The organism is Roseateles sp. P4_D2 (assembly GCF_056401875.1).
Genome location: NZ_JBFUIM010000002.1, coordinates 206,386 through 231,467, shown reverse-complemented (window position 1 = coordinate 231,467; position 25,082 = coordinate 206,386). Strand labels below are relative to the sequence as shown.

Genomic DNA, 25,082 nt, shown 5'->3' with positions numbered 1-25,082 from the left:
CCAGGAGCCATCCGATGTTCAAACCCCTTCGCTGGGCCGGCCTGTGCCTGCTCGCCCTCGCCTCGCTGAGTTCGTCATTCAGCGCTACCGCCCATGACCGCGGCCGCGCCGAGAACGCGCCGCTGGTCATCGGCCACCGCGGCGGCGCCACCGGCTATCTGCCCGACCACACGCTGGAGAACTACGCGTTGGGCATCGCCATGGGTGCCGACTATGTCGAGCCTGATCTTGTCGCGACCAAGGACGGCCACCTGATCGTCCGCCACGAGCCCAACCTGATCGCGACGACCAACGTCGCCTCGCTGCCGCAGTTCGCCTCGCGCAAGCGCACCGCCGTCATCGATGGCGCGACCGAGACGGGCTTCTTCGCCAGCGACTTCACGCTGGCCGAGATCAAGACGCTGCGCGCCATCCAGCCGCTGGCCGACCGCGACCCATCCTTCAATGGCCAATTCGAGATCCCGACGCTGGAGGAGGTCATCGCCTTCGTGAAGCGCAAGTCGGCCGAGGAAGGGCGGCGCATCGGCATCTACCCGGAAACCAAGCACCCGACCTATCACCAGAGCCTCGGCCTGGCCCTGGAAGACCGCCTGCTGCGCGTGCTGACCAAAGCTGGCTGGAACCATCGCAGCGCGCCGGTCATCGTGCAGTCCTTCGAGACGGCCAACCTGAAATACCTGCGCAGCAAGTCCAGCCTGCGCCTGGTGCAGCTGGTGGATGCCGACGACGTCAATGCCGACGGCAGCCTGGCCTTCAACAAGCCCTATGACAAGCCTTACGACTGGGTCGTGTCCGGCCGCGCCGGCCTGTTCAAGGACCTGCTGACGCCGGCCGGCCTGGCCGAGGTGAAGACCTATGCCGATGGCATCGGCCCGTGGAAGGTCTACCTGATGTCCAGCGCCTGCAAGACGGTCGCCGCGGGCGGTGGCTGTGCCGACAGCAACGGCGACGGCCTGGTCGACGAGCGCGACCGCAAGCTGCTGCCCGCCAGCGACATCGTCGCCAACGCGCACAAGCTCGGCCTGGTGGTGCACCCCTACACCTTCCGCAGTGAGCAAAAGCGCCTGGCCAGCGACTACCAGGGCAGCCCGGTCAACGAATACCTGGCCTTCTACGAGCTGGGCGTGGACGGCGTGTTCGCCGACTTTGCCGACTCGGCCTTCGCGGCTCGGGCGATGTTCCTGCTGAAGAACGACGCCGGCTACGCCCGCTGCCTCGTGAACGGCCGGGGCTGCGTCTCCAGCCGGGATTGAGGTACGGAACGCGGACCGGCGCCGGGCCGCTCCCAAGCCGGCCCGCAGGCGATGTGCTTGCGGCTCAATGCCGCAAGCATCGCCGTCCCCTCGGGGGACCGACTGGGTTTGCCCGCGTTCAGCGCGCAAAACCGGGCGAGGGGTGCACTCTTACCGGCTTTCCTCGGTGGTGTGACCGTGTGGCGGGTGTTAGGCTGCCCGCTGTTACACCCCGGGGATGGAGTCGATGTTTCACGAGCTGCAGGAGTTGCTGGGCGCCTATCTGATGCCGGTATTGATCGCGATACCGCTGGCCATCATCGTGCTCATCGCCGCCTTCAAGCGTGACGACTACCGTCCGCCGCGCGAATACACGCCGCCGCCACGCCCGCCGCAAGGGGGCCAGCGCGCCAACGCGCCTGTGGTGTTGCCGCCGCTGCCTGGCTCAGCCACTGCTGGCCCGTCGATGGCCAGCGCCTTCGTCACGGCGCCTACGCCGATGCAGCCGCCGGCCGCCCCCGCGCCCGTGGTGCCGGAGGGGCCACCCACCGTGCTGATCGCTGATGACTCGGCCGTCGTGCGCACCAAGCTCAAGCGCCTGCTGGAAGGTGCGGGCTTCGTGGTCGTCCAGGTCAACGACGGCAACGAGGCCATGGCACAACTGGACGAGAAGCCCGAGATCGCCGTGCTGATCACCGACCTCGAGATGCCCAACAAGGACGGTTTCGAGCTGATCGCCGACGTGCATGGCAGCCTGATCACCGAAGACCTGCCCGTCATCGCCATCACTGGCCACGACGAGCTGCACGGCCGCGTCGGCCAGATCGAGGGCGTCTACGGCATCTTCAAGAAGCCCTGGAACGACCGCGAACTGCTCAAGCGCGTGGAGTCGCTGGTGCACCTGCGCAGCGCCGCCAGCAAGCGCGGCCGCCGCGTCAGCGACCTGCGCGCCCCGCCACCGCCGAGCACGTAACTTGCGGGCCGAGCGCCGGGCCGCTCCCTAGCCGGCCCGCGTTTGGCGATGTGCTCGCGGCTCGAAGCCGCGAGCATCGCCGTCCCCTCGGGGGACCGGCCGGTCAGGCCCACGTTCAGCGAGGCCTGACCGGACGAGGGGCGTCAGTCACGTCGGCCTGAAGCTCCACTTCATCTTGATCTCCGCCTGACCGCTCCCCGCCGGCAGGCGCGCCTGATCCTGGCCCCCTGAACTGAGCTGCACGAGGCGTTGCTGCAGCCAGGGCTGGGCCTCGCGCCATTGCAGGCCGATGCGGCCCTCGTGGCGCTGCTTGCGGCGATTGGCCTCCTCGCGGGTCTGCACGCCCTGCACATCCTGCGGCACCAGGCCCAGCGCCGTCCAGACCCGGCCGTTGCGGGTGTCCAGCACGGCCTGCAGCGTCGGGCAGGGCGCATCGTCACGGCGAGTCTCGCTGCCCTGGGCCGTCTCGGTGAAGGGGACAACGCCCTGCACATCGTTGAAGCGCCCCTGCACGCGCTCGTCCAGCTTGGCGCTCAACTGCAGGTTGCAGGCCATCGGTCCGGTGAACAGCAAGTAAGGCGTGGCCGGGCCGCTATCGTCGGGTGCATCGGCACCGCCACCGGCGGCGCGGCGTGCGTCGGCGCGGCAGGCCTCGCGGGCCTTGCCGGCAGGCTGGCGCTCGCAGGCGGCCACCGCCTGGCCATAGCCCTGCATGACGCCCTGGCTGCCGCGGTTGACGCCGGGCATCGCACCCGCGCTCAAGGCCGACGCCTCGCGCATCAGGCAGGCGCTGTCCTGCCCGCAGCGTGCCTGCAGCGTCTGCGCCTTGGCTTGCATGGCACGCCAGTCGGGCATGGGCGCGGCGGGGGCAGCCGCGGCCACGCGCTGGGCGGCCTCGGCCTGGCGGCGGTGATCTTCGGGGTCCAGCGGGTTGTAGGGGATGGGTGTGCCGTCGCTCTGCAACAGGGCGCTGAACTGCCAGCGCTGGCTCAGCGTCTGCTCGCCGCGGTCCGCGCCGGCCTGCACGGGGCCCTGGCGCAGCAGTTCGACGTCGAGCACGAGGCGGCGCTGCTGAGCGGTTTGCGCTTGCGTGGTGTCGGCCAGCAAGCTGAAGGCGGCGAGGGCGAGCAGCAGCGTCGGGGCGGTGGGATGTGAAGGCATGGGGAAGAACTCCGGCAGGGATGTGGTGGCCGGCATCGTCGGCCGCAGGCGCCAGCGGCGCATCACCCTTGGGGAGCCATGCATTTATGACAGTGCCATGGCTCTCACGTGGCTCTTCGCGGGCGATGCGCCGGGATGGCCTGAAAAACACACTTCCGGCCGTCAACAACCCTGCCATCACCACCATGAAACTGCTCTTGACCCCCCTCTTGCTGGCTTCGGCCGTGCTGACCGCGAATGCGGCGGCCGGTCAGCCTTTCGCCACTTCCGGTGTTCACGCCAGCGCGGGCGGCCAGACCGCCGGCGGTGCCGGCCAGTCGCACGTCAGCAACAGCTTTGCCAACGTGAACGTGCAGGCTTCCGCCGAGGCGTCGCTGAACACGGGCAGCCTGCATGCCCTGGCCTGGTCCAGCAACAACCCGACGCTGATCAAGGGCTGCCGGCCCGACATGCTGTCGTGCAACTGGGGCACCAGCGCCGACGCCTGGTTCTACGACAAGGTCACGCTGCAGGCCGACGAGAGCCATGACCCGGGCGACCCGGTCAGCTGGAGCTGGTCGGTCGAGGGCGAGACCAAACGCGGCAAATGGTGGAGCGGCTCCTCGGCCACCAGTCGCTTCTATGTCGGGACCAATCCCGAGGGCTGGCGCAACGCCATCACGCTCGACGCCAAGAACAGTTCACGCGAGATCAGCAGCACCTTCCTGGTGCCGGCGCATGGCCAATCGCTGGTGGTCTACATCTATGGCTCGCTGTCCGTGTTCGCCGAAGGCGGCGCGGTGGCAGACTTCTCGCACACCGCCCGCTTCAACTGGGACCTGCCCACGGGCGTCACGGTCACGTCGGCCTCGGGCCATTTCATGACCGCGGCCGTGCCGGAGCCGTCCACCTACGGCCTGATGCTGGCCGGCCTGGCCGTGCTGCCTTGGGCCCGGCGGCGGCTGGCAAGGTGCGGCTGAGGGTCGCCGGTCTTCAGGGCAGCACCTTCACCTTGATATTTCTGAAATGCACCGTGCTCTCGGGGTCGTGGCCCTGCAGCGCGAAGGTGCCGCTGGCGAGGTAGCGCTGCTCCAAGCCCTTCTTGCGCACGATGGGCGACTCTTCGGTGTAGTCAGCTGTCTTCTCGGCACCGACGAACGTGGTGACGTGCTTGCCCTCGACGCGGATGGTCAGCGTGAACCATTGGCCGTCGGGGGCGATGACCTTGGGGAAGTCCTGCACGCCCCACAGGCCGCCGGTTCGGCTGGGGTCGCTGTGGGAGTTGTTGACCTGCACCTCGTAGCCCAGGCTGGGCCAGCCGACGTCCTGCCACTTGGTGTGGAAATAGACGCCGGAGTTGGCCTTGGCAAAGGTCATCACGTCGGCCTTGAACTCGAAGTTCCTGAAGTCGTGCTGCTGCACGGGGCCGACGTAGAAGAGGTGGGAGCGCGGGCCCTGCACGATGAGGGCACCGTCCTTGACGCTGAAGCTCCCGGGCGCGTCGCTCGCACGCCAGTTCTCCAGCGTCTTGCCGTCGAACAGCAGCTTCCAGCCAGCGGCGGTTTCTTCGGCGCTCAGCGTGTTGATATTCATGTCGGCGCCGTGGGCAGCGGTGGCGACAGCGAGGCTGGCGGCAATTGAGGTAAGTTGGCGCATCAGGCGACTCCGACGATCTGAAGGACTTTGAGAGGGGGGCCGTCGAAGGTGACGGATGGGACATTGCCGACGAAGCCGAGGTCCTTCGAACCCTCGGGCGTCGTGTAGAAGCCCCCGGCCGTCAGGTCGCGGAAGCGCTTGAAGAAGCGTGCCGCGGCGGCGCGCTCGGGCTTGGCCTTCTGCACCCAGCAGATGTCGTCGGCGATCTGCGATTGCGCGGTGACATCGAGTTCGGCGAAGCGTTTGCCGAAGCGCAAGCGGCTCTCGGCGTCCAGCCAACCCAGGCCCGCGACGATGACGTCCTTGTCCTTGACCTGATCTGGGTAGGGCGCGCTGATCCACTCGTCGATGAAGAGGTGGACCTTGAGCTGCGCGGCGCTGGGTGAGTATTCGTCGGCCGGGATGATGAGGCCACACAGCGCCTGCGCGGCGCGCGCCTGATCAGCCGTGAAGGTCAGCGGCCACAGCTCGCCGCTGCGGTAGGTCCTGGTGAGTTGAGGATCCGTGCCATAGCCCTTGCCTTTGCGCGCAGCGGGCGTAGCGCCGGCCGACACCTCCACGCCCATGGCGGCGCTGGCGGCCAGCATCCATTGCAGGGTCTGTCTGCGGTCCATGCTCAGAGCTCCTTCTTGCGCATGCGCTCGACGATGTGGTCCGCCTGGCGCCAGGCCAGGGCCATGATGGTCAGCGTGGGGTTCTTGTCGGCGTTGGACGCGAAGGGCGCCCCGTCGGCCAGGAAAAGGTTGGGCACATCCCAGGTCTGGCCCCAGCCGTTGGTGACCGAGTTGCGCGCATCCGCGCCCATGATGGCGCCGCCGACCTCGTGGATGATGGAACCGCCCGGCGCGATGGCCTTGGCCCCGTCCAGTTCCGGCCCACCGTCCTGCACGCGGCCGCCCATGGCGGTGATGATGTCGGCAAAGGTCCTTTGCATGTGCGCAGCCTGGCGGGTCTCGTGCTCGGCCCACTGCCAGTGAAAGCGCAGCACCGGGATGCCGAAACGGTCCTTCACCGTCGGGTCAATTTCGCACCAGGACTGCTCGTTGGGGATCATCTCGCCGCGGCCGGCGAAGTGGACGAAGGAGCCGTACAGCCGCCTCACGTCCTGCTTGAAGCGCGCGCCATAGCTGCCCTGGGTCAGCCACTCCAAGCCCGCGCCGGTGCCCGAGGTGGGCATGCGCCGGCCTGTGCTGATCTCGATGTGATAGCCGCGCGGAAAGCCCAGCTTCTTGTGCCAGTCGCGGCCCTGCTGCTGGTAAAGCCACCAGGGCGAATAGGCGTGGCCGCCGCCGGCGCCGTCCTCGTTGTGGGGCGGCAAGGCTTCCAGGCCCGGCACCTGGCCCGACAGGTCGCTGCCAACGGTATCCATGATGTAGCGGCCGAGCTTGCCGCTGGCGTTGGCGAGGCCCCCCGGCTTGCTGTTCAGCAGGATGCGCACCGATTCGCAGGCGCTGGCCGCCAGCACGACGGCGCGGGCCTTGGCCTTGATGTGCTTGCCGGTCTTGCGGTCGACAAAGCGCACGCCGCTGGCCTTGCCGCCGGCGGTCGTCACCTCGTAGACCATGGCGTCGCAGAGCACGTCCAGATTGCCGCTGGCCAACGCCGGCGGCAGGTGCACCGCCGGGCTCTGGTAGGTGGCGCCGATGCTGCAGCCGCGCCCGCAGGGCGTGGCCCAGAAGCAGGCGGCGCGGTCGCGCATGGCCTGGGCGACCAAACCTTGAGCGCGCGGGTTGCCGGGGTGCAGCAGGGCGGGGATGCGGGCGTCGTCGAGCTTTTTCGTCAGCACCGCGCGGTGGATGGGCACGACGGGCACGCCCAGCGTCGCCGCGTGCTTCTTGATGAGTCGCTCGCCCACGCGCATCGCTGGCGCGGGCAGCAGGCAGCCCTCGGGCGAGTCAGGTGTGTTCTCCAGGCCCTCGTCGCTGCCGTAGATGCCGACCAGCATCTCAACCTTGTCGTAGTAGGACGCCAGGTCGTCGTAGCCGATGGGCCAGTCGAAGCCCAGGCCATCACGGCTGTGGGGCTTGAAGTCGTAGGGGCCGTTTCTCAACGAGATGCGGCCCCAGTGGTTGGTGCGGCCGCCCAACATGCGTGAGCGCCACCAGTCGAAGCGCTGCTGGGGGTCAGTGGAAGCTTGCGTGTAGGGCTCGCCCGGCACCTGCCAGCCGCCATCCACCGTCGCGTCGTAGAAGCCGAAGGGCTTGTCCGGCGTGCCGGCACCGCGCAGCGGCGCGTCCGCGCTGGTCTGGAACATCGGCGTCTCGGTGCGAAAGTCGTAGTTGCGGCCGGCCTCGAGCATCAGCACCTTCACGCCCTCCAGCGCCAGCGTGTAGGCCGTCTGGCCGCCACCGGCACCCGAGCCGACGACGATGACGTCATAGTCCTTGGCCATGCTGCGCGTCGTCACGAAACCCATGCACCTCTCCCGCGGAAGACGGCGCAGTGTGCCACCAGCAGAAAGCGTTTTCAGTGGTTGTTGGGTTGGGCTCGGGGGCTGATCAAGGCAGCGACGGTGACGAGCCCCAGCGCCAGCAGCAGCACCGGCAAGACCTGGCGCGTGACGGGGTCGAACAGCAGGCCGGCCAGGGCCAGCGCGGCACTGCTGGTCAGCGCATCACAGAGTTGCAGCGACGAGGTGTTGCTGCCTTGCTGCTCCGGCGGCGACAGCTTGAGCAGCAGCACCGACAGGATGGGGAAGGACAGGCCGATGCCCAGGCCGACGAGCGTCCAGCCCACAAAGACCAGCGCAGAGGGCAGGGCGAACAGCAGCGGCGCGATGACGAGGGTCAGCGCCAGCGCCGTCAATGTGAAACCGCCCGGCAGCAACAGGCGCCTCGATTCGGGCCGCTGCACGCGAGCCTGCAAGGCGCTGCCGATGCTCCAGGTGACCGCGCCGGCGCTCAACGCAATGCCGGCCTGGGTCAGGCTCCAGCCGAAGTGCTGGGTCAGCATCAACGGCAGGAAGGCCTCGGCGCTGGCAAAGGTCGCGGCGATGAGGCCGCGCAGCAGGATGACCGTCGGCAGGCCACGCGCCGCCCTCAGCGTGCCGGCGGGCAGCAGCAGCCGGGCGGCGATGCCGGCGGCCACCAGGCCGGCCGCGAACAGCAAGGCCGAGCTGGCGCCGCTCTGCTGGCTGGCGCTGTGCAGCGTCAGCGCGCCCGCACTGGCCAGCAGGGCCCAGCGCATCGCGCCCCAGCGCAGCTCGTCACCGGAGCCCGAGCCCACCCGCTTGAGGGCCGGCAGGATCATCAACGCCGCCACGGGCACGGCCGCCGCGACGACCAGGAAGACGGAGCGCCAGCCGATGAACTGCACGAGGAAGGACGCCAGCGCCGGCCCGACCAGGCCGGGCACGACCCAGGCGCCCGCGAACATGGCGAACATCTTGGGGTGGAGTTGCTGCGGCACGACCTGGCCGACGCCGACATACAGCGTGACGCCCAGCACGCCGCTGCCCAGGCCCTGCAGCGCGCGGCCGAGCACCAGCACGGGCATGGATGGCGCAAAACCCGCCAGCAGCAGGCCGACCAGGAAGGCCGCGAGGCCTGCCAGCGCGGCGCGATAGGGGCCGCGCTTGTCGCAGAGCTGGCCGGCCGCCGTCATGCCCAGCACCGAGGTGGCCAGCGTCGCGCCGAAGGCCAGGGCGTAATAGGGCAGGCCCTGCAGCGCCTCGGCCACGGCCGGCATCGCGGTGGCGACGGCGATGGACTCGAAGGCCAGCATGGAGATCAGCGCGATGGCGCCGATGCAGGCGGCGCTGCGGCCAGGGGCAAAGAGTTTTTCGGACGCGCCGGCCGGCGCGTCGATGGGGTCAGCAAGATTCATGGCGGGGAAGACTAAAAGCTCAAGCCCACTTCAAGTCAAGCAGGGTTTTGGGGGTGGGCGCGACAATCGCGGCATGTCAGTTTCCGTGTTGCACTGTGCCTCGGCCGGCTTCGAGTCGGCCTGCCGCATTCCCGCCCTGCCCGCCTCGCACCGCAGCCACGGGCTGCATGGGCATAGCTATTTCGCCACCGTCCGCACGGCACTGCCCGCCGGCTGGCCTGCTTTTCCGGGGGGTGAGGTCGAGGCGCTGCGTGCGCGCATGACTGAGACCGTGGCGCCGCTGGATCATGCCTTGCTGAACGACCACCTGGCCGAGCCCACCGACGAGAACCTCGCGCGCTGGGTGCGCCAGCGGCTGGACGTGCCCGGCATCGTGCAGGTGGGCGTGCAAAGCACCCAACACAGCGGCGTGGACCTGGACGGCGCCGGCCATGCGCATGTCTGGCGGCGCTACCGCTTCCAGGCCGCCCACCAGCTGCCGAATGTACCGGCTGGCCACCAGTGCGGCCGCATGCATGGCCATGGCTTCGAGGTCATCCTGCATGCCAATGCGGACCTCGGCGAGCGCGACCTGTCCATCGACTACGACCACCTCGACGAGGTCTGGGCGCCACTGCACTTCGCGCTGAACTACCGCTGCCTGAACGACATCGCGGGGCTGCAGAACCCGACCAGCGAGAACATCTCGGCCTGGCTGTGGGACAGGCTGAAGCCCGAACTGCCGGAGCTGAGCTGGGTGACTGTCTACGAGACCGGCTCCAGCGGCGCCAACTTCAATGGCAGCAGCTACCGCATCTGGAAGGAGATGACGCTGGACAGCGCCGTTCGCATGAAGCACGCGCCCGTTGGCCATCCGCTGGCCGGCATCCATGGCCACACCTTCACGCTGCGGCTGCACCTGGCTGCGCCGCTGGACCAGGTGATGGGCTGGACGGTGGACTTCGGTGACGTGAAGTCGCTGTTCAACCCCATCTTCAAACGGTTGGACCATCACCCGCTGTTTGAGATTGCCAATCTGCCCGACGGTGACGTGGCCTCGATTGCAGCCTGGGTGCTGCGCGAAGGCGGCGCGGTACTGCCGCAGATCGACCGCGTGGACCTGTACGAGACGCGCGGCTCGGGTGCCATCGTCAGCCGGGCTGACTCCGAAGAATTGATCCCCGTATGACGTATTCGGTCAAAGAACTGTTCTTCACGCTGCAGGGCGAAGGCGCCCAGGCCGGCCGCGCAGCCGTGTTCTGCCGCTTTGCCGGCTGCAACCTCTGGACCGGCCGCGAGCAGGATCGCGCGACGGCGGTCTGCACTTTCTGCGACACGGATTTCGTGGGCACGGATGGCGAGGGCGGCGGCAAATTCGTGACTGCCGATGCGCTGGCCGATGCGATTGCCAAAGCATGGCCCGGCGGTGGTCGTCCCTACGTCGTCTGTACCGGCGGCGAGCCGCTGCTGCAGTTGGACACGCCGCTGATCGACGCCCTGCACGCCCGCGGCTTCGAGGTCGCTGTCGAGACCAATGGCACGCAACCCGCGCCGCCGGGGCTGGACTGGATCTGCGTCAGCCCCAAGGCCGATGCGCCGCTGGTGCTGACCTCGGGCCACGAGTTGAAGCTTGTCTATCCGCAACCGCTGGCCCAACCGGAGCGGTTTGCGAATCTGGACTTCCAGAACTTCTTCCTGCAGCCCATGGATTCGGTGCTGCAGCGCGAGCACACCAAGGCGGCCGTGGCCTACTGCATGGCCCATCCGCAGTGGCGGCTGTCGGTGCAGATGCACAAGGTCGTCGGCATCGCCTGATCAGCCGCGGCAATAGCCTTCGCCGCTCTTCACGATCAGACAGTCGTGCTTGTCGGCCAGCCATTTCATGCCCGTCTCGGGGCCGCTGCCGGCGCGGATGGTTTCGAGCACGCCATCGCGCGTGAATACGAGCGTGTCGGTGCCGGCCTTGGCGTCGAAGCTGCGTGGACCATCCAGGTTCTGCACCGTGACGCTGTAGGTCCCCGGCCCGCCGGTGATCTCCAGATAGGTGCCTTCGGGCCCTTGCCATCGGCCGACCCAGGGGCTGGACGCCACGGATGCCGAAGCAGCCGATGCCGGCGCCGGTGCTGCCGCGGGGCTATCGGCCGACCTGCCGCAAGCGCTCAGCGCGGCAACGCCGGCGGTCAGCATGACAAGGGGGTGGATTCGCATGGCCTTGCGGGATTCAGCGGGGATGGCCAAGTCTGATCGCCTGCGGGGTTGCCCCGTGTCGGAGGACTTCCCGTTTTCAGCAACCTACCTCGACGGCCTGCAAGGTGTGGCCATCGCGCACATCCACGGCTACCGCGAGCCAGCGGCTGGCGTGGCCAGGTTCGGCGGCCTTCACCGGCACGGCCCACTGCGCCGGGCCCCGTCCCTCCCAGAGCGGCAGCTTCCCGTATTCCCGCACGACACTGTCGTGGTTGAGCGTCTCGCCACGGTTCTCGCCGGCGCGCACGCGGCTTTGGTGGCCGTCCTCGACGCGAGCCCACCAGAGCTGGACGTGCGCGGGCGCGCCAGGCAAGGCCTCCGCACTGAGCTTCAGTTCGCCGCTCGCGCTGCGGCTCCAGCCCAACCGTACACGAGCCGGCTCGGCACTCGCCGCGGGCAATGAAGCGCTGCGCCAATCCCGCCCATTGATGACGATTTGCGGTGTGTACGCATAGCGTGAGCCATTAACGCCCACGCCTTGTTTCTGGCGCTCGGTGAAGGCCGGGCTGGAAAACCGATCCGGCCAGCCCAGGCCGTTCCAGTAGTCAACATGAAAGGCTGCCGCGATGACGCCGGGCTGGCCCTTGAGGCCGCTCAGCCAGCGGTCCGCCGGCGGGCAGGAGGAGCAGCCTTCGGATGTGTAGAGCTCGACGATGCGCGGCACCGTCGCGCCGCTTTGCACGGTTGTAGCAGGACAGCTTTGGGCGCCGGCGAGAGGCGTGGCCATGGCGAGGAGCAGGGCAGTCAGCTTCATGGGGCATGAGTCGACCATGATCGACAAACCTGACATGCCAGAACGACAAAGGGAGCCCGCAGGCTCCCTTCTGCGCTATGAGTCCGGCCGCCTGCTCAGGCGCCGGCGCCACCCGGGAACAGTTGATTGACCAGTTCGGTAATCTTCTTGTCGGCGTCGATGAACTTGCCCATGTTGCCACCGCCGCGCGTCGAGTCGTACTTGGCTTCACCGACCGGCTTACCGTTGTTGTAGACCTTGATCTCCGCGTAGGCCATGTACAGGGCAAGGTCCCAGCGCCAGTTGGCCGTGTAGGTCGACGTGATCGGGCATTCGATCAGCGAGGCGCCAGCCGGCAGCTTGCGGACCGCATAGCCCTTGGCCTCGAGCGCCTTCCTGTAGCTCTCGAAAACCCCTTCCCTGACGTCGCCGTTATGGACGATGCAGATCTGCTTGGCCTCCAGCCGCTCGACCGGCTGCACGGTCTGATGGATGGCACAGCCGCCCAAGGATGCAGCAGCGGCAATGATCAGCAGTGTGTGGATCCTCATGATGATTTCCCTCCCGAAAGTTGTTTGGATTTGGTGCTCTTCGCGGCTTGCGATCAGCGGGGGCACTATGCCGATGAATGTCACCAGTTGTGACTTGAACTTCGCTCATTGCCCTCGGCGGCCGTGACGGCTTCACGAGAGGCCCAAAGAAAAGGGAGCCCGCAGGCTCCCTCTTGGTGATCGGCCTGGAAGCCGGATCAGAAGCGATAACCAATCCCGAACTTGACGGACACCGGGTCCAGCGTCGTCTCGATGGTCTGGCCAGTAGACAGGCTGCCGGTCGTCTTGATGAAGGTCTTGGTGACTGCCAGACTGGCGGACCAGTCCTTGGTGATGTTGAAGGCACCACCGAGTTCCATGGTCGTGCCGAAGCGGCTCTTCATGGACAGCGTCGTCGGGCTGGCGGGCGAGCCACCGGTGAGGCCGGACAGTGCGGCCGTGGCGCGTGGCTTGAAGAAGTAGCCATAGGTGACGCCCGCGCCGACAAAGGGACGGAAGCTGCTGTTGGCGTCGCCGAAGCGGTACTGGGCCAGCAGCGTCATCGGCAGGGACTTGACCGTGCCGAGCTTGCCCGAACCTTCGATGGCGCCAGCACCAACGACGTCGTGCTTGAACGGCAGCGCGATCGGCAGATCGATGCTGATGTTGTCGGTCCAGTAGTAAGTCACGCCGCCGACGAAGGAGCTGGCCTTCTTCACGTCGACCTTGGTGCCCGCCAGGCTGGGCGCGGTCAGATCACCGCTGTCGACATGCGGGTTGATCTGTGCGGCACCGCCATAGACGACGATGCTGCCGGCCGATTGCGCGTGAACGAGGCCGGTGGCGGAGAGCAGGGTGACTGCGAGCAGGGATTTGATGTTCATGAAGTTCTCCTGAAGGGTCACGCGGACTCAGAGCCAGCCTTTGCGAGCCAGTTCCAGGGACACCACCTGCGACAGCAATTGATTCCCGAACGGGGTGGGGTGGACGGAGTCGGCGAACAGGTAGTGACTGACATCGCCGCTGATGACGTTGTTGGCGCTGCAGACCAGCGACGAACCCAAGGGGTTCTTGGCCGCGCTCAGATCACAGGCCGGCGTGGTGACATTGCTCAGGCTGAACTTCGCAGGATCGGCAATCTGGTCACGCACCCCTTGGGCGGCATCAACCCAACCCACGTCAGCGCCGGCCAGGCCGGTCTTGAGTTGGTCGTTGAAGGTATTGACCATCTGCAGGATCAGGCCCTGCGTGGCTGCGGGCAGGCTCTTGGCGAAAGGCGTTAGGCTCACGTCGGGCAGGTTGATGACCACGACGTTCTTGGCACCCTTGCCCACCACCAGGGCCTTGACGTAGCCGGCCAGTTCCGCACCGGCCTTGCCCATCTCGGTCACGCCCTTGGTGGCAGCGGCCGTCGGGTCACCGCCAGCGGCGATGGTGGCCTGCACGGTGGCCAGGTTGATGAACACGTCATTGCCACCGGCATAGACGAAGACGAGCTCGGTGCCCTTGAAGCTGCCACCGACTGCCGTCAGGTGGTTCTGCATCTGCGTGACGACGGGCACCGTGAGCTGGCCCAGCACGGCGTTGGAACCACCCAGCAGCTTGTTGCCCGGGCCGACCGGGTTGGTCACTCGCGCGCCACCCTGACCGTAGGCGAAACAACCCGCGTTGTTCTTGACGGGCACGCTGAACCCCTGGGAAGCCAGGCCATCCAGGCCTTGCTGGGCCGGGCAGGGCTTGGGCAGGCCGTAAAGCGTGGCAATGCGTTCCACCCAATGCGGGCCAACGCCATTGACGGTGTACTGGCCACCGCCCAGGGCGGCAACAGTACCGACCTTGTAGGTGCCCTGGTCGCTCAAGCTATCCCCGAAGGACACCACGCTGCTGGGGGCGAACTTGGGCGTCGTATCCGCCGTCGCACCACCACCACCGCAGCCCGCCACCAGCAAGCTGCCCAACAGCGCCACCGAGGCGGCGGCGATCCGGGTGAGGAAGGGTTTCATTGTTGTCTCCTAGGCGACACCGCAACATCGCAGTGCATTCAATTCGGGAGCGCAACTCTAGCCGCAGCTTTTTAGAACGGTCGTTCGTTTTTCCCCTCATTCCGCGTAAAGAAACAACGCCGACGGCTTGGGGAAGGCCTGCGCAAGCGCCGCGATCCAAAGGGCCTGTACCGCCTTGGGCAAGTCTGTGGATGGTTCTGGCACAACTGGGCAGATATCCACAGGCCGACGGCCTTTCGCAAAGTTGTTCCCAATCGAGGGTCAATCCATCAGGCTGCGGCGCACAGGCTTGTGCTGCTGCCAAGCGCTTGTGCCCCAAGGACTTTTTGCCCTTGTCCACAGCGCAGGCGGTGCACTACTACGACCACTACCTTTGAAATCTTGAATACTGTTTAGGAATACACGGGACACTTTCGGCGATGCAACGACCCTCACACGCGCTCCCCTGATGGACATTACGACCCTGCAGCAGCGTCTGCGCCAGTTCGCCAGCGACCGCGACTGGCAGCCCTACCAGACGCCAAAGAACCTCGCGATGGCCATGACGGTGGAGGCCGCCGAGCTGCTGGAAATATTCCAGTGGCTGACTCCCGAGCAATCCCTGAGCCTGAGCGACGACCAGCGCCGCCATCTCGGCGAAGAGCTGTCGGACGTGCTGCTGTACCTCGTGCAGATTGCCGACCATGGCGGCGTGGACCTGGATGCCGCCGTCGAGCGCAAGCTGGCAATGAATGCCCTGAAACACCCGCCCAGGCATCCACCGAAGAAGTCTTGACGAAGATGACGCAAACCATCGCCGTCGTCGACTTCGAAACGACCGGCCTCGGGCCTACCAGCGGCGGCCGTGCCACCGAGATCGCTGCCGTGCTCGTGCGTGGCGGCATGGTCGTCGACGCCTGGAGCAGCCTGATGAACAGCGGCGCCTGGGTGCCGCCCTTTATTCAGTCCCTGACCGGCATCAGCAACGAGATGCTGGCCAACGCACCGGACTCGGCCACGGTCATGCGCGAGCTGGCCCGTTTCACCCAGGGCTGCCCGCTCGTCGCGCATAACGCTTCTTTCGACCGGGGCTTCTGGCATGCCGAGATGGAGCGCGCCGGCGTGGCGCGCGACCCGGCCCACGAGTTCGCCTGCACCGTGCTGTTGTCGCGCCGGCTCTGGCCCGAGGCCAAGAGCCATGGCCTGGGTGCGATCACGCAGTTCCACGGCATCCGCTTCGACGGCCGTGCCCACCGGGCCTTGGCCGACGCGCGCGTGACGGCGGAGTTGTTACTGAAGGTTCAGAACGAGGTCGCGCGACGCTTTGCGTTGGACCTGGGCGACGCCGCTGTGGATCACGCACTGATGCTGGAGTTGCAGCGCACGCCGTTGCGCTGGCTCAGGCGCGGCCTGGTCGACCATGTGAAGGCCTGTCGCGCCAATTCCTTGGCTGCTTGAGCGGATAAAAAATTCTGTCAAGACCCTGCAGCTCATCATCGGGCTAGGACAATCGCGCCCTTTCGTCCCGTGCTATTGCCAAGAGTTCCATGTCCGTGATCCAGGTTCGCCCCGCCACCCTGCGCGATGCCAAGGCCATCGCCGAGATCCATGTCGCTGCCAGCCAGGACGCCTACAAGGCCCTCCTGCCCGCCGCCGCGCTGGATGCGATGTCGGTGCAAAAGCGCCAAGCCTTCTGGCGTGAGGCCATCGACCTCTGCGAGCCGCAGGTCATCGTTGCCCATCTGGACAACAAGATCATGGGTTTCGCCGGCTTCGATCGCTCCCGCGACAAGGGCACGCCCGCCACGACCGGCGAGGTCTGGGCCATGTTTGCCGACCCGGTGCACTGGGACAAGGGCGTCGGCCTGGCGCTGTGGGATGCCACGCGCGACGGCCTGCAGGAAGAAGGCTGCACCAAGGCCACGCTGTGGTGCTATCTGCGCAACGAACGCGCCCTGCGCTTCTTTGAGCTGGCCGGCTTCAAGCGTGAACTCGGCAGCGCCCGCACCTCCGAAGTTGGCGGTGCGCGTGTCGAAGAGATCCGGCTGCATCGTTCGCTGGTCTAAGCCTTTCGCTCGCGCCAGGAGAAGCGCCCCGCGGGGCGCTTTGTCATTGGTGTTGTCCTCTCGGGCTTTGCGTATTTCGGGCCGAGCGCCGGGCCGCTCCCTAGCCGGCCCGCTATGGCGATGTGCTTGCGGCTCAATGCCGCAAGCATCGCCGTCCCCCTGGGGGACCGACCAGGCGCGCCCGCGTCTAGCGCGGCGCGACTGGGCGAGGGGCGACATTTCAAGCCGCGTAACCGCCAGTGGCCAGGGCCCAGCCATCGGTGGCGTCGTCGTGGCGCTGGATGTGCACGGGGCTGAGCTTCTTGGCGGCCGCACGTTCGACGAGGTTTTCTGCCTGCTCGGCGGTCAGCTGCAGGGCGAAACGAGCCCAGCGCTTTTGCACCAGGGGCAGAGTCCAGGCATCTTCAAGTGCCCAGCGGATCTGGTGCGGTTCCTGCAGCTCGGCGGCGGCCAGCACGCGAGGGGCCAGGGCGAGCAGGAAGCGGTTGAAGTCGGTGCGCAGCGTGTCGGTCGGCAGCAGGGCCTCGAGGCGGCTCAGGCGGGCGCTCCAGCCGGGCGTGGCGAGCTGGCGCGTGACCAGGGCCTGCAGGGCCTGGATGGGGTTGAACAGGCGCAGGCGGTTGGGCGGCAGCACGTGGAGCGGGATCAGCGCCGCTTGCTCGTGGCTCAGCGGTGTGACAAAGCTGGCCAGCACGGCCAGGCGCTGCCACTCGGCCTCGGCCAGGCCGCCAATGCGCGTGATGGGCCCGGCGGCGCAGCTGGCGGCCATGTCGGCCAGCGCAGCGTAGCCACGGTGGCCCTTGGCCCGGTTGGCGCGGCGGCTCATGACGGCCAGGTTGCCGGCCGCGTAACCGGCATCGTCGCGGACGCGGTCGATGCTGGTGCTCTCGCCGTCCAGCAACTCCCGGCTGATGGGGCAGTGCTGGGTTTCCAGCTGGGCGAGATGGTGCGGCGTGAGCTGGATGTCCTCGAAGCTGCGGCCGCGTGCCCACGCGTGGGTGCGCAGGGCCAGCCAGCGCTCGACCTGCGGGCTGGCAGGCGTGCGCACCGGGCGGCCACGTGAGGCCAGCCAGCCGCGCTGCAGTGGCGACTGCGGGTAGAGATGGGCGATGGGCGGCGTGATGCCATGCAGGGCGTAGTCGCGGCCCAGGGCCAGGCCGGTGCGCTCGTGGGCGCTGACCAGAGCAGAGGTGTCGTCCATGTCCAGGTCGAACTGGACCAGCGGGCTGCTCTGGAGGCGGGGGGTGATCTGGGCGTTGATGACGGCTTGCATGACTGACTCCTGATTGAGAGGCACGCCTGAGAGTCGCGGGCCTTGGATATCAGTTTGTGAGCCAGGTAGCTCAATAGGTGATCTACCCTGTGAAAAAAATCAGATGCGCATAAAAAAGGCACCGTAAGGTGCCCTTCGGAAGGCCGACGGAAACTCAGCCGCGGCGCCGGCGCAGCCTGGCGCCCACCACGGCGACCCCCGCAAGGGTCAGGGCCATTGAGCCCGGTTCGGGCACGCTGGTCACGCTGAGGAGCACGGACATGCAGCCCTGCTGCTGATGGCAGCCGGACGCAAGAATGGTTCCGTTGTCGTTGATCCGCTGGGCCTCGCCGATCAGCCAGTCGGACGAGCCGACCAGGTTGTTCAGGTCGTACATGGTGCCGCCCGTGTAGAGGAAGCCATGACCGAAGCCGTCGATGCCGTTGTTGGAAATGCCAACGACGTCGCCCGCGGCGTTGATGTCTTTGCCCTGGCTGTAGGAGCCGCCCAGGGTGCCCAGATCGATCATCTGCCCGCCGCTGTACCGGAAGGCGCGAGTGAAGCTGTCCGCGGTGTAGGAATATCCGGTGGCCTGACCCCCATCGTTGATGGCCGCCGGAATGCTGAGGGCCGACCCCAAGGTGCCGAGGTCCGTCATTGCGCCCTGGCTGAAGATGGCCGCATGGCCGCCGGCAGTGCCGAGGATCTGGCTGTGGTTGTTGATGGCCGTGACGTCGGTGAAGCTGGCGCCCAGGGTGGCCAGATTGATCATCTGCCCGCCGCTGTAGAGGAAGGTCGCGGAGTTCTTGTTGCCGGCGGTGACCGACATTCCTACGACCTCACCCGCGTTGTTGACGCCGTAGGCTTGGCTGAAGCTTCCGCCCAGCGTGCCCAGGTCGGTCATCTGCCCGTTGCTGTAGAGGAAGGCACGGATGTCGGGATAGCTGCTGGAATAGGACCCGCCCACCACCTGGCCGACGTCGTTGATGGCTTGGGCGTCGGTGGGGCTGTACCCGTTGCCCAGCGGATTGGTCCCGCCCAGGCCGCCGATGTTTACCGTGTTGCCGCTGCCGTACAGGAAGCTATACGTCGCGCCATTGGCATTGGGCAGATAGGCCAGCCCAGTCACCTGGCCGGCGTTGTTGAGGTCCTTGGCATAGCTGGTGGGATATAGCGATTGCACGGCCAGCGGTGTGACCGAATAGGTCGGCGCTGCAGCCAAGCACTCGGCGCCAAGGGCTGCCCAGAAAAGTCCCGCGCAGATTTGACGCAAGAATGATGTCGACGGATTCATGTCACTCTCCCTGCCTGCTCCCGGATGTTTGGCATCCGTGAAGCAGGCTATTGATTTGTTGGCCGATTCAAGCCCGCCGAGTGTGCAGAGATGCCAGCGGTCGGGGCACTGAGAAAACCCGAATGGACCGCACCGAACGCTTTTACAAGATCGAGCAGCTGATCCGCTCCCGCGGCTGCGTGTCCTTTGCCGAGTTGATAGCGGCGCTGGAGGTGTCGCCAGCCACGCTCAAGCGCGACCTGGCCTACCTGCGGGAGCGGCTGGACGCGCCCATCGAGTACGACGCTGCCGAGAACGGCTACCGTTTCGGCCAGCAGTGGCGTGGCGGCAAGCATGAGCTGCCGGGGGTCTGGTTCAACGAGGCCGAACTGCACGCCCTCCTGACCATGCAGCAGATGCTGGCCGGCCTGGATGAGCAGGGTGTCGTGGGCCGCCACCTGCAGCCCATGTTCGACAAGATCACCGGCATGCTGGGCGTGGATGCGGCCGAGGCCGATGAGCTGCGGCGGCGCGTCAGGCTGATCGGCACGGCACGCCGGCGCATGGCCAGCGACAGCTTCGAGACCGTGGGCAGCGCCGTCGTCAAGCGCAAGCGCCTGGCCATCCGCTACCGCAAGAAACGCGATGGGGCGGGCAGCGAACGCGAGGTCTCGCCGCAGCGCCTCGTGCATCATCGCCACGCCTGGTATCTGGATGCCTGGTGCCATGCCAGCGACGCCTATCGCCGCTTTGCCCTGGACGGCATCGAGGCGGCGACGCTGCTGGACGCCGACGCCCGGCCTGTGCCCCTGGCTGAGCTGGAAGCCGAACTCGACCAGGGCTACGGCATCTTCGCCGGTGGCACGCCGCGCGAGGCCGAGCTGGTCTTCAGCGCCGGCACGGCGGCCTGGGTGTCGCGCGAGGAATGGCACCCGGCCCAGCAGAGCGAATTCCTGCCCGACGGCCGCTGGCGGCTGCGCTTGCCCTATGTGGATGACACCGAGCTGCTGATGGACCTGCTGCGCCATGCCGGCCAGGTCGAGGTCCTTGCGCCCGCGGCCCTGCGCGAGGCCTATGCGCAGCGCTTGCGGCAAGCGGCCGCGGCCTTGTAGGACAAGCCCGCTTCAATCGTGGTGGGGCATGTCAGGCCATGTCCAATCGCGTTAGGCTGCAAGCGTGTTTGATCCCCCGATCAAGGAGCCAGCGATGAGTGATACCAGCCAGGCGAAGGAAAAATTGGCCTCGGACTTCCGTGCGGTGATGGAAGACATCGACGCGCTGATGACGGCCACGACCAACAAGGCGGACGGCGAGGTGAAGGCCTTGCGCGCCCGCATCCAGGACCGGCTGTCCGGTGCCAAGGACAAGCTGCTGGACGCCCAGCACGAAGCCCTCCAGCGCGCCAAGGATGCCGCCGTCGCCACCGACGACTATGTGCATGCCAACCCCTGGCAGGCCATCGGTGCCGCGGCAGCCGTGGGCCTTGCGATTGGCGTGTTGATCGGCCGCCGCTGAGCCCCGCTTGAGCGACGCCAAGGAACCCGTCTCCGCGCCGCTGCGGCGGCTCGGGGTGTCGTTGCTGACGCTCAGCCGCATTCGGCTTGAGCTGTTTGCTATCGAGGCCCAGGAGGAGAAGGAGCGTATCGCCAGCCTGCTGCTTTGGGCGGTGCTGGCCGCGCTGCTGGCGGGCTTTGGCCTGCTGATGGGGCTGGTGTTGATTACGGTCGCCTTCTGGGACGATCACCGGCTGCTGGCTCTGGGCGGCGGCACGGTCGTTCTGATCGCTGCGGCCGTCGTCGCCGTGCTCAAGGTCAAGAAGCTGATCGATCAGCCGGCTAGCCTGTTCCAGTCCAGCATCGGTGAGTTGCGCGCTGACGCCGAAGCGCTGCGCCGGCCAGGGCCATGATCCCCAGGATCCCGGCCGACCCGGCTCTGCGCAGCGAGCGCAAGGCCAATCTGCTGCTGGCATCCGAGTTGATGCGCGGCCAGGCTGCACTGTCGGTGGACGATATCGGCCAGCGCGCTGACGGCTGGGTGCTGCGCATCCTGGCCTGGCGCGATCTGCTGTCCAACCCCATCGTGCTCGCCGCGGCCGGCGGCGGAGCGGCCTTGTTTGCCGGCGCGGGGGCAGACCGACGCGGCAAGCTCTGGCGCGGGCTGCGCTGGGCCTGGCTGGCCTACAAGGTCTGGGGCCGGCGCAAGCGCTAGGCTAGCGGGCTGTCGCGGCCGCGCATGTGAGCCGGGGTGCTGTCCAGCTCAGGCAGCCAGGGCATGGCCGAGTCTTTCCAGACCTGCACCACGGGCTTCAGCTGGGCGCGCTCGTTCACGCAGCCCAGGCGGATGTTGAGGGTCTTGGGTACGTCGGCTTCCGTGGCGAAGAGCTGGGTGCCGCAATCCCCGCAGAAGGCCTGTGCACGGCGGTTGCCGCTGGCTGCGACCTTCACATACTGCTTGGGTGTGCCCACCAGTTCGACCTGATCCGCCGGAACGGCGATCACCGCGCGGAACGGGCCGCCGGAGATGATCTGGCAGTCCGCGCAGTGGCAGGCAAAGACCTTGGCGGGATCGGCAGTCGCCGAGAAACGGATGGCGCCGCAGTGGCATTGACCGGTGATTTGCATATGGGCCCCTGGGCTTCAGTTGTCGGCCGCGTCCAGTCGCTTCATGCGCTCGCTCTGCCAGTAGACATCGTCGCCCCCCAGCCCGTCGAGATTGGCGCGATTCAGCACGCGGGACAGCACGAAGAGCAGGTCGGACAGGCGGTTCAGGTACTGGCGCGGCGCGGCGCGCACGGGCTCGGCGGTGGCTACCTGAATGACGGCGCGCTCGGCACGGCGGGTAATCGTGCGGCAAACATGGGCAATCGCGGCGCTGCGCGTGCCGGCCGGCAGGATGAATTCCTTGAGCCGCGGCAGATGCTCGTTGTAATGCTCCAGCGCCTCGTCCAGGCGCAGCACGGCGGCGTCCTTCAGCAGTTCGCCGCCGGGCCAGGACAGCTCCCCACCCAGGTTGAAGAGCTCATGCTGGATGGTGACGATGAGGTCGCGGATGTCGTCGGGCAGGGGTTCGGCCAGCAGCAGGCCGAGGTTGGAGTTCAGCTCGTCGACATCACCCATGGCCTGCACGCGCAGATGGGTCTTGGACACGCGGCTGCCGTCGGACAGGCCGGTGGTGCCGTCGTCGCCGGTGCGGGTGGCGATCTGTGAAAGTCGGTTGCCCATGATGGCGGTGCAGGTCGGTGATCGGACCTGCATCCTGCCTGAATCTTCAGGCCACGGCCGCTTTGGGTGGCAAGGTGTTGACCAGGATGCGCTTCATCACGGTGAGGTACTGCTTGAACAGGCTGCCGGTGTTGTAGCGCAGGCCGTATTGGCGGCACAGCGCCTGCACCTGCGGCGCGATCTCGACGTAGCGGTGCGCCGGCATGTCGGGGAAGAGGTGGTGCTCGATCTGGTGGCTCAGGTGCCCAGTCAGGATGTGGAACCAGCGCCCGCCGGTGAGGTTGCTGGAGCCGGCCAACTGGCGCAGATACCAGTCGCCGCGGGTCTCGTTGAGGCAGTCCTCTTGCCGGTAGATGGCCACATGCTCGGTGAAGTGGCCGCAGAAGATCACCACATAGGTCCACAGGTTGCGGATCAGGTTGGCCGCGAAGTTGCCAGCCAGCACGCGCGGCGCGCTCCACAGCGCCAGCGCCGGGAAGAGCAGATAGTCCTTGAACCACTGCTTGCCCACCTTGCCGAGGAAGCGGTTCAGGCGCTCCTTGAACACGGGCTTGGGGATGGCGCCGTGCTTGTAGCGGCCCAGCTCCAGGTCATGCGAGCCGACGCCGTACTGGAAGCCCAGGGCCAGCATCAGGTTGGCCAGCGGCTGCAGCCAGTGGCGCGGCTTCCACTTCTGCTCGGGCGTCATGCGCAGCAGCGAGTAGCCCAGGTCACGGTCCTTGCCGAGGATGTTGGTGTAGGTGTGGTGGGTGACGTTGTGCGAATGGCGCCAGGCCTCGCCGTCACAGGCGATGTCCCACTCGAAGGTCTGGGAGTTCAGTGCCGGGTCGCCGGTCCAGTCGTACTGGCCGTGCATGACGTTGTGGCCGATCTCCATGTTGTCGAGGATCTTGGCGTGGGCCAGCGCCAGCACGCCGGCGATCCAGCTCAAGGGCCCGACGCCGAAATGCAGCAGCGCACGGCCACCCACCTCGCTGGCGCGGCAGATGGCGATCATCTTGCGGATGTGGTCGACGTCGGCCTGGCCGAGCGAGTCCATGACGCGGGCGCGGATGGCGTCGAGTTCGACCTGGAACGCGTCAACTTGGGGGCGGGTGAGGGTATGCATCACAGGTCGAGTTCGAGGTCGGAGCGGGCGGCGCTGACGCACAGCCGGATCAATTCGTTGGGCGCGCTGGACAGCTCGCCCGTGTGCAGGTGCTGCACCGTGCCGCTGCGCTTGACGCATTGGCAGGAGCGGCAGATGCCGATGCGGCAGCCATGCTTGGGCGCGAAGCCGGCGGCCTCGGCCTGGTTCAGCAGCGGCGCGGCGCCCAGCGACGCGAAGCCGGTGGCGCTGCGCAGCAGCTGCACGCGCACCGGGGCGCTGAGGGGCTCGGCGGCCAGCGGGGCGGCGGCGAAACGCTCGCTGTGCAGCGGCGCGGTGATGCCGTGCGCCTGCCAGTGCGCGTGTATCGCATCCATCAGCCCGGCGGGGCCGCACACCCAGGTGGCGCGCTCGGCCAGGTCGGGCACCTGCGCCTGCAAATCGGCTGGCGTGAGATGGCCGACGCTGGTGGTGAAGTGTTGAATCAGGCGCAGCCCGGGCATGGCTGCCAGCTCGGCGGCAAAGATCTGTTCGACCGGGCTGCGGCAGCTGTGCACAAAGACCACACGGTCGGCCGCGCCGCGCGCCTGCAGCTCGCGCAGCAAGGCCATCACCGGCGTGATGCCGCTGCCCGCGCTGAGCAGCAGGATCTTGTCCGGCAACACGGCGGGCAGCACGAACTCGCCCATCGCCGGGCCGAGCGTCAGCACATCGCCCACGCGCACGCTCTCATGCAGATGCGTGGACACCCGCCCCTGTCGCTTGACCGTGATCGCCAGCAGGCGCGAGCCCGGGCGCGACGTCAGCGAGTACATGCGCTCGTGGCGGCGGCCGTTGATCTCCACCGTCAGCGACACGAACTGCCCGGCGCGGGCACCACGCCACATCGCGTTGGGGCGCAGCACCAGCGTGCGGGTGTCGGCCGTCTCGGCGATGCACTTCACCACCCGCGCCTTCACCTGATGCAGGGACAGCAGCGGGTGCAGGGCCTGCAGGCTGTCCTCGACCGCGCTCTCGCGCACGATGGCCGCCACCCAGGGGTGTTGCAGCGCGGCGCGCAGCGGGCGAGTCAGGGCTTCTAGGCGGGTGGGGAGGTGCGTTTGCATGGTTGCATTGTGTACGTTTGTACACAAACATACAAGCCACTAAACCCGGGCGGTGCGCCATGCTGTGTACAAATAGGCAGTCAAGCGGGTGAAGCTACGATACGAGTGTTCACAAAATAACCTGCCATGTCCGACACCCCCGCCGACAAGCTTTCCCGCGCCGAGCGCAAGGACCTGACCCGTGCCAGCCTCACCCAGGCCGCGCTCGCGCTGATGGGCGAGGGGCGCAGCTTCACCAGCCTGGGCATCCGCGAGATCGCCCGCGAGGCGGGCATGGTGCCCAACGGCTTCTACCGGCACTTTCGCAACACCGACGAGCTGGGCCTGGCGTTGGTGGAGGAGGTGGGCATCAGCCTGCGCCGGCTGCTGCGCGAGGCGCGCCAGGGCGGCGCGGCACCGGCCGACCGCGTGCGGGTGTCGGTCGAGGTCTATTGCAGCTATGTGCAGCAGCACCGGCTGCTGTTCCTTTTCATCAGCAGCGAGCGCGGTGGCGGCAGCCGCATCCTGCGCCTGGCCATCCGCAACGAGGTGCGCCACTTCACCAACGAGATGGCGCAGGACTTCCGCGCCATCGGCGCCTACCCCGACATGCCCACCGCCACGCTGCAGATGGTGTGCGGGCTGATCGTCAACACCATGCTGGCGGCCGCGCCCGAGATGCTCGACCTGCCGCCCCAGCAGCCGCTGCTGGAGGCCGAAATGATGGACAACTTCGTGCAGCAGCTGCAGGTGGTGCTGCTGGGCGCGGCGGCCTGGCGGGTCAACCCAGACTGAGCCCGC

29 protein-coding genes are annotated in these 25,082 nt (G+C 67.3%); 13 read left to right on the top strand and 16 right to left on the bottom strand.

What is annotated here, in order from left to right:
- The first annotated feature begins 14 nt into the window (after positions 1-14).
- A complete protein-coding gene (locus AC1DW0_RS04475) occupies positions 15-1,253 on the top strand; it encodes a glycerophosphodiester phosphodiesterase (protein WP_457353358.1) in 1,239 nt (412 codons plus the stop codon).
- A gap of 226 nt (positions 1,254-1,479) precedes the next feature.
- Positions 1,480-2,205: a response regulator gene (locus AC1DW0_RS04470; RefSeq protein ID WP_457319764.1), complete on the top strand. Its 726-nt coding sequence runs from the start codon at positions 1,480-1,482 to the stop codon at positions 2,203-2,205.
- A 147-nt stretch (positions 2,206-2,352) separates the two neighbouring features.
- Here the strand turns inward: AC1DW0_RS04470 and AC1DW0_RS04465 are convergent, their stop codons facing one another.
- Entirely contained in the window at positions 2,353-3,366 is a 1,014-nt protein-coding gene (locus tag AC1DW0_RS04465; RefSeq protein ID WP_477945033.1) for a hypothetical protein, read from the bottom strand.
- Between the two features lie 185 nt (positions 3,367-3,551).
- Here AC1DW0_RS04465 and AC1DW0_RS04460 point away from each other — a divergent pair, with 185 nt between their 5' ends.
- Entirely contained in the window at positions 3,552-4,325 is a 774-nt protein-coding gene (locus AC1DW0_RS04460) for a PEP-CTERM sorting domain-containing protein (RefSeq protein ID WP_457444964.1), read from the top strand.
- Positions 4,326-4,338: 13 nt separating this feature from the next.
- On the opposite strand, the gene AC1DW0_RS04455 is transcribed toward AC1DW0_RS04460, so the two are convergent.
- The 4 genes from AC1DW0_RS04455 to AC1DW0_RS04440 are packed head-to-tail and all read right to left on the bottom strand — an operon-like array spanning position 4,339 to position 8,826.
- The gene (locus tag AC1DW0_RS04455) at positions 4,339-5,001 is read right to left on the bottom strand and encodes a 3-keto-disaccharide hydrolase (protein ID WP_477945032.1); all 663 of its coding nucleotides are present in this window, start codon (positions 4,999-5,001) and stop codon (positions 4,339-4,341) included.
- Complete coding sequence (locus tag AC1DW0_RS04450; RefSeq protein WP_477945031.1) at positions 5,001-5,615, bottom strand: gluconate 2-dehydrogenase subunit 3 family protein; 615 nt, start codon at positions 5,613-5,615, stop codon at positions 5,001-5,003. The genes AC1DW0_RS04455 and AC1DW0_RS04450 overlap by 1 nt, the downstream gene beginning before the upstream one ends.
- 2 nt (positions 5,616-5,617) lie before the next feature.
- Positions 5,618-7,417 (bottom strand): GMC family oxidoreductase, encoded by a 1,800-nt coding sequence (locus AC1DW0_RS04445; protein ID WP_477945030.1) that lies wholly within the window; start codon positions 7,415-7,417, stop codon positions 5,618-5,620.
- 50 nt (positions 7,418-7,467) lie between these two features.
- Positions 7,468-8,826, bottom strand: a complete 1,359-nt coding sequence (locus AC1DW0_RS04440) for an MFS transporter (protein WP_457444958.1) — start codon at positions 8,824-8,826, stop codon at positions 7,468-7,470.
- Positions 8,827-8,899: 73 nt separating this feature from the next.
- On the opposite strand from AC1DW0_RS04440, the gene AC1DW0_RS04435 reads away from it, so the two are divergent.
- Together AC1DW0_RS04435 and queE are read left to right on the top strand one after the other, a co-directional pair.
- Positions 8,900-9,994 (top strand): 6-carboxytetrahydropterin synthase, encoded by a 1,095-nt coding sequence (locus AC1DW0_RS04435; protein ID WP_477945029.1) that lies wholly within the window; start codon positions 8,900-8,902, stop codon positions 9,992-9,994.
- Positions 9,991-10,620: a 7-carboxy-7-deazaguanine synthase gene (gene queE, locus AC1DW0_RS04430; RefSeq protein ID WP_457324095.1), complete on the top strand. Its 630-nt coding sequence runs from the start codon at positions 9,991-9,993 to the stop codon at positions 10,618-10,620. Before AC1DW0_RS04435 ends, queE begins: the two co-directional genes overlap by 4 nt.
- Here the strand turns inward: queE and AC1DW0_RS04425 are convergent, their stop codons facing one another.
- From AC1DW0_RS04425 to AC1DW0_RS04405, 5 genes are all read right to left on the bottom strand, one after another.
- Positions 10,621-11,013 carry a hypothetical protein gene (locus AC1DW0_RS04425; protein ID WP_477945028.1) on the bottom strand — a complete coding sequence of 131 codons (393 nt, stop codon included), beginning with the start codon at positions 11,011-11,013 and terminating at the stop codon, positions 10,621-10,623. It abuts the gene before it with no gap.
- A gap of 76 nt (positions 11,014-11,089) precedes the next feature.
- Positions 11,090-11,806, bottom strand: coding sequence for a DUF1223 domain-containing protein (locus AC1DW0_RS04420; protein WP_477945027.1), 717 nt, complete (start codon positions 11,804-11,806; stop codon positions 11,090-11,092).
- A gap of 95 nt (positions 11,807-11,901) precedes the next feature.
- Positions 11,902-12,336, bottom strand: a complete 435-nt coding sequence (locus tag AC1DW0_RS04415) for an Sbal_3080 family lipoprotein (RefSeq protein ID WP_056191031.1) — start codon at positions 12,334-12,336, stop codon at positions 11,902-11,904.
- Between the two features lie 197 nt (positions 12,337-12,533).
- Positions 12,534-13,199, bottom strand: coding sequence for an OmpW/AlkL family protein (locus AC1DW0_RS04410; RefSeq protein WP_056191029.1), 666 nt, complete (start codon positions 13,197-13,199; stop codon positions 12,534-12,536).
- 27 nt (positions 13,200-13,226) lie between these two features.
- Positions 13,227-14,318, bottom strand: coding sequence for an SGNH/GDSL hydrolase family protein (locus AC1DW0_RS04405; RefSeq protein ID WP_457353336.1), 1,092 nt, complete (start codon positions 14,316-14,318; stop codon positions 13,227-13,229).
- Between the two features lie 448 nt (positions 14,319-14,766).
- Between AC1DW0_RS04405 and AC1DW0_RS04400 the strand changes: the two genes are divergently transcribed.
- From AC1DW0_RS04400 to AC1DW0_RS04390, 3 genes are all read left to right on the top strand, one after another.
- Positions 14,767-15,093 (top strand): nucleotide pyrophosphohydrolase, encoded by a 327-nt coding sequence (locus AC1DW0_RS04400; RefSeq protein ID WP_457353334.1) that lies wholly within the window; start codon positions 14,767-14,769, stop codon positions 15,091-15,093.
- A gap of 5 nt (positions 15,094-15,098) precedes the next feature.
- Positions 15,099-15,755, top strand: coding sequence for a 3'-5' exonuclease (locus AC1DW0_RS04395; protein WP_477945026.1), 657 nt, complete (start codon positions 15,099-15,101; stop codon positions 15,753-15,755).
- Positions 15,756-15,844: 89 nt separating this feature from the next.
- The gene (locus tag AC1DW0_RS04390) at positions 15,845-16,363 is read left to right on the top strand and encodes a GNAT family N-acetyltransferase (protein ID WP_056191021.1); all 519 of its coding nucleotides are present in this window, start codon (positions 15,845-15,847) and stop codon (positions 16,361-16,363) included.
- A 220-nt stretch (positions 16,364-16,583) separates the two neighbouring features.
- On the opposite strand, the gene AC1DW0_RS04385 is transcribed toward AC1DW0_RS04390, so the two are convergent.
- Positions 16,584-17,636: a hypothetical protein gene (locus tag AC1DW0_RS04385; RefSeq protein ID WP_477945025.1), complete on the bottom strand. Its 1,053-nt coding sequence runs from the start codon at positions 17,634-17,636 to the stop codon at positions 16,584-16,586.
- A gap of 154 nt (positions 17,637-17,790) precedes the next feature.
- Positions 17,791-18,837 (bottom strand): PEP-CTERM sorting domain-containing protein, encoded by a 1,047-nt coding sequence (locus tag AC1DW0_RS04380; RefSeq protein ID WP_457353330.1) that lies wholly within the window; start codon positions 18,835-18,837, stop codon positions 17,791-17,793.
- 194 nt (positions 18,838-19,031) lie between these two features.
- Between AC1DW0_RS04380 and AC1DW0_RS04375 the strand changes: the two genes are divergently transcribed.
- The 4 genes from AC1DW0_RS04375 (at position 19,032) to AC1DW0_RS04360 (ending at position 21,096) form a co-directional block, all read left to right on the top strand.
- Positions 19,032-20,000 carry a helix-turn-helix transcriptional regulator gene (locus tag AC1DW0_RS04375; protein ID WP_457388584.1) on the top strand — a complete coding sequence of 323 codons (969 nt, stop codon included), beginning with the start codon at positions 19,032-19,034 and terminating at the stop codon, positions 19,998-20,000.
- A gap of 94 nt (positions 20,001-20,094) precedes the next feature.
- Positions 20,095-20,403 (top strand): ElaB/YgaM/YqjD family protein, encoded by a 309-nt coding sequence (locus AC1DW0_RS04370; protein WP_056191014.1) that lies wholly within the window; start codon positions 20,095-20,097, stop codon positions 20,401-20,403.
- A gap of 7 nt (positions 20,404-20,410) precedes the next feature.
- Complete coding sequence (locus tag AC1DW0_RS04365; RefSeq protein WP_457323798.1) at positions 20,411-20,794, top strand: phage holin family protein; 384 nt, start codon at positions 20,411-20,413, stop codon at positions 20,792-20,794.
- Complete coding sequence (locus AC1DW0_RS04360; RefSeq protein ID WP_056191011.1) at positions 20,791-21,096, top strand: hypothetical protein; 306 nt, start codon at positions 20,791-20,793, stop codon at positions 21,094-21,096. The genes AC1DW0_RS04365 and AC1DW0_RS04360 overlap by 4 nt, the downstream gene beginning before the upstream one ends.
- On the opposite strand, the gene AC1DW0_RS04355 is transcribed toward AC1DW0_RS04360, so the two are convergent.
- The 4 genes from AC1DW0_RS04355 to AC1DW0_RS04340 are packed head-to-tail and all read right to left on the bottom strand — an operon-like array spanning position 21,093 to position 24,302.
- Positions 21,093-21,509 (bottom strand): GFA family protein, encoded by a 417-nt coding sequence (locus AC1DW0_RS04355; RefSeq protein ID WP_457353327.1) that lies wholly within the window; start codon positions 21,507-21,509, stop codon positions 21,093-21,095. The genes AC1DW0_RS04360 and AC1DW0_RS04355 overlap by 4 nt on opposite strands.
- A 15-nt stretch (positions 21,510-21,524) precedes the next feature.
- Positions 21,525-22,109, bottom strand: coding sequence for a cob(I)yrinic acid a,c-diamide adenosyltransferase (locus tag AC1DW0_RS04350; RefSeq protein WP_457353325.1), 585 nt, complete (start codon positions 22,107-22,109; stop codon positions 21,525-21,527).
- Between the two features lie 46 nt (positions 22,110-22,155).
- Complete coding sequence (locus AC1DW0_RS04345; protein WP_457353323.1) at positions 22,156-23,217, bottom strand: fatty acid desaturase family protein; 1,062 nt, start codon at positions 23,215-23,217, stop codon at positions 22,156-22,158.
- Positions 23,217-24,302 (bottom strand): ferredoxin reductase, encoded by a 1,086-nt coding sequence (locus AC1DW0_RS04340; protein ID WP_477945024.1) that lies wholly within the window; start codon positions 24,300-24,302, stop codon positions 23,217-23,219. The genes AC1DW0_RS04345 and AC1DW0_RS04340 overlap by 1 nt, the downstream gene beginning before the upstream one ends.
- 126 nt (positions 24,303-24,428) lie before the next feature.
- Between AC1DW0_RS04340 and AC1DW0_RS04335 the strand changes: the two genes are divergently transcribed.
- Positions 24,429-25,076 (top strand): TetR family transcriptional regulator, encoded by a 648-nt coding sequence (locus AC1DW0_RS04335; protein ID WP_457323792.1) that lies wholly within the window; start codon positions 24,429-24,431, stop codon positions 25,074-25,076.
- The last annotated feature ends 6 nt before the right edge of the window (positions 25,077-25,082 follow it).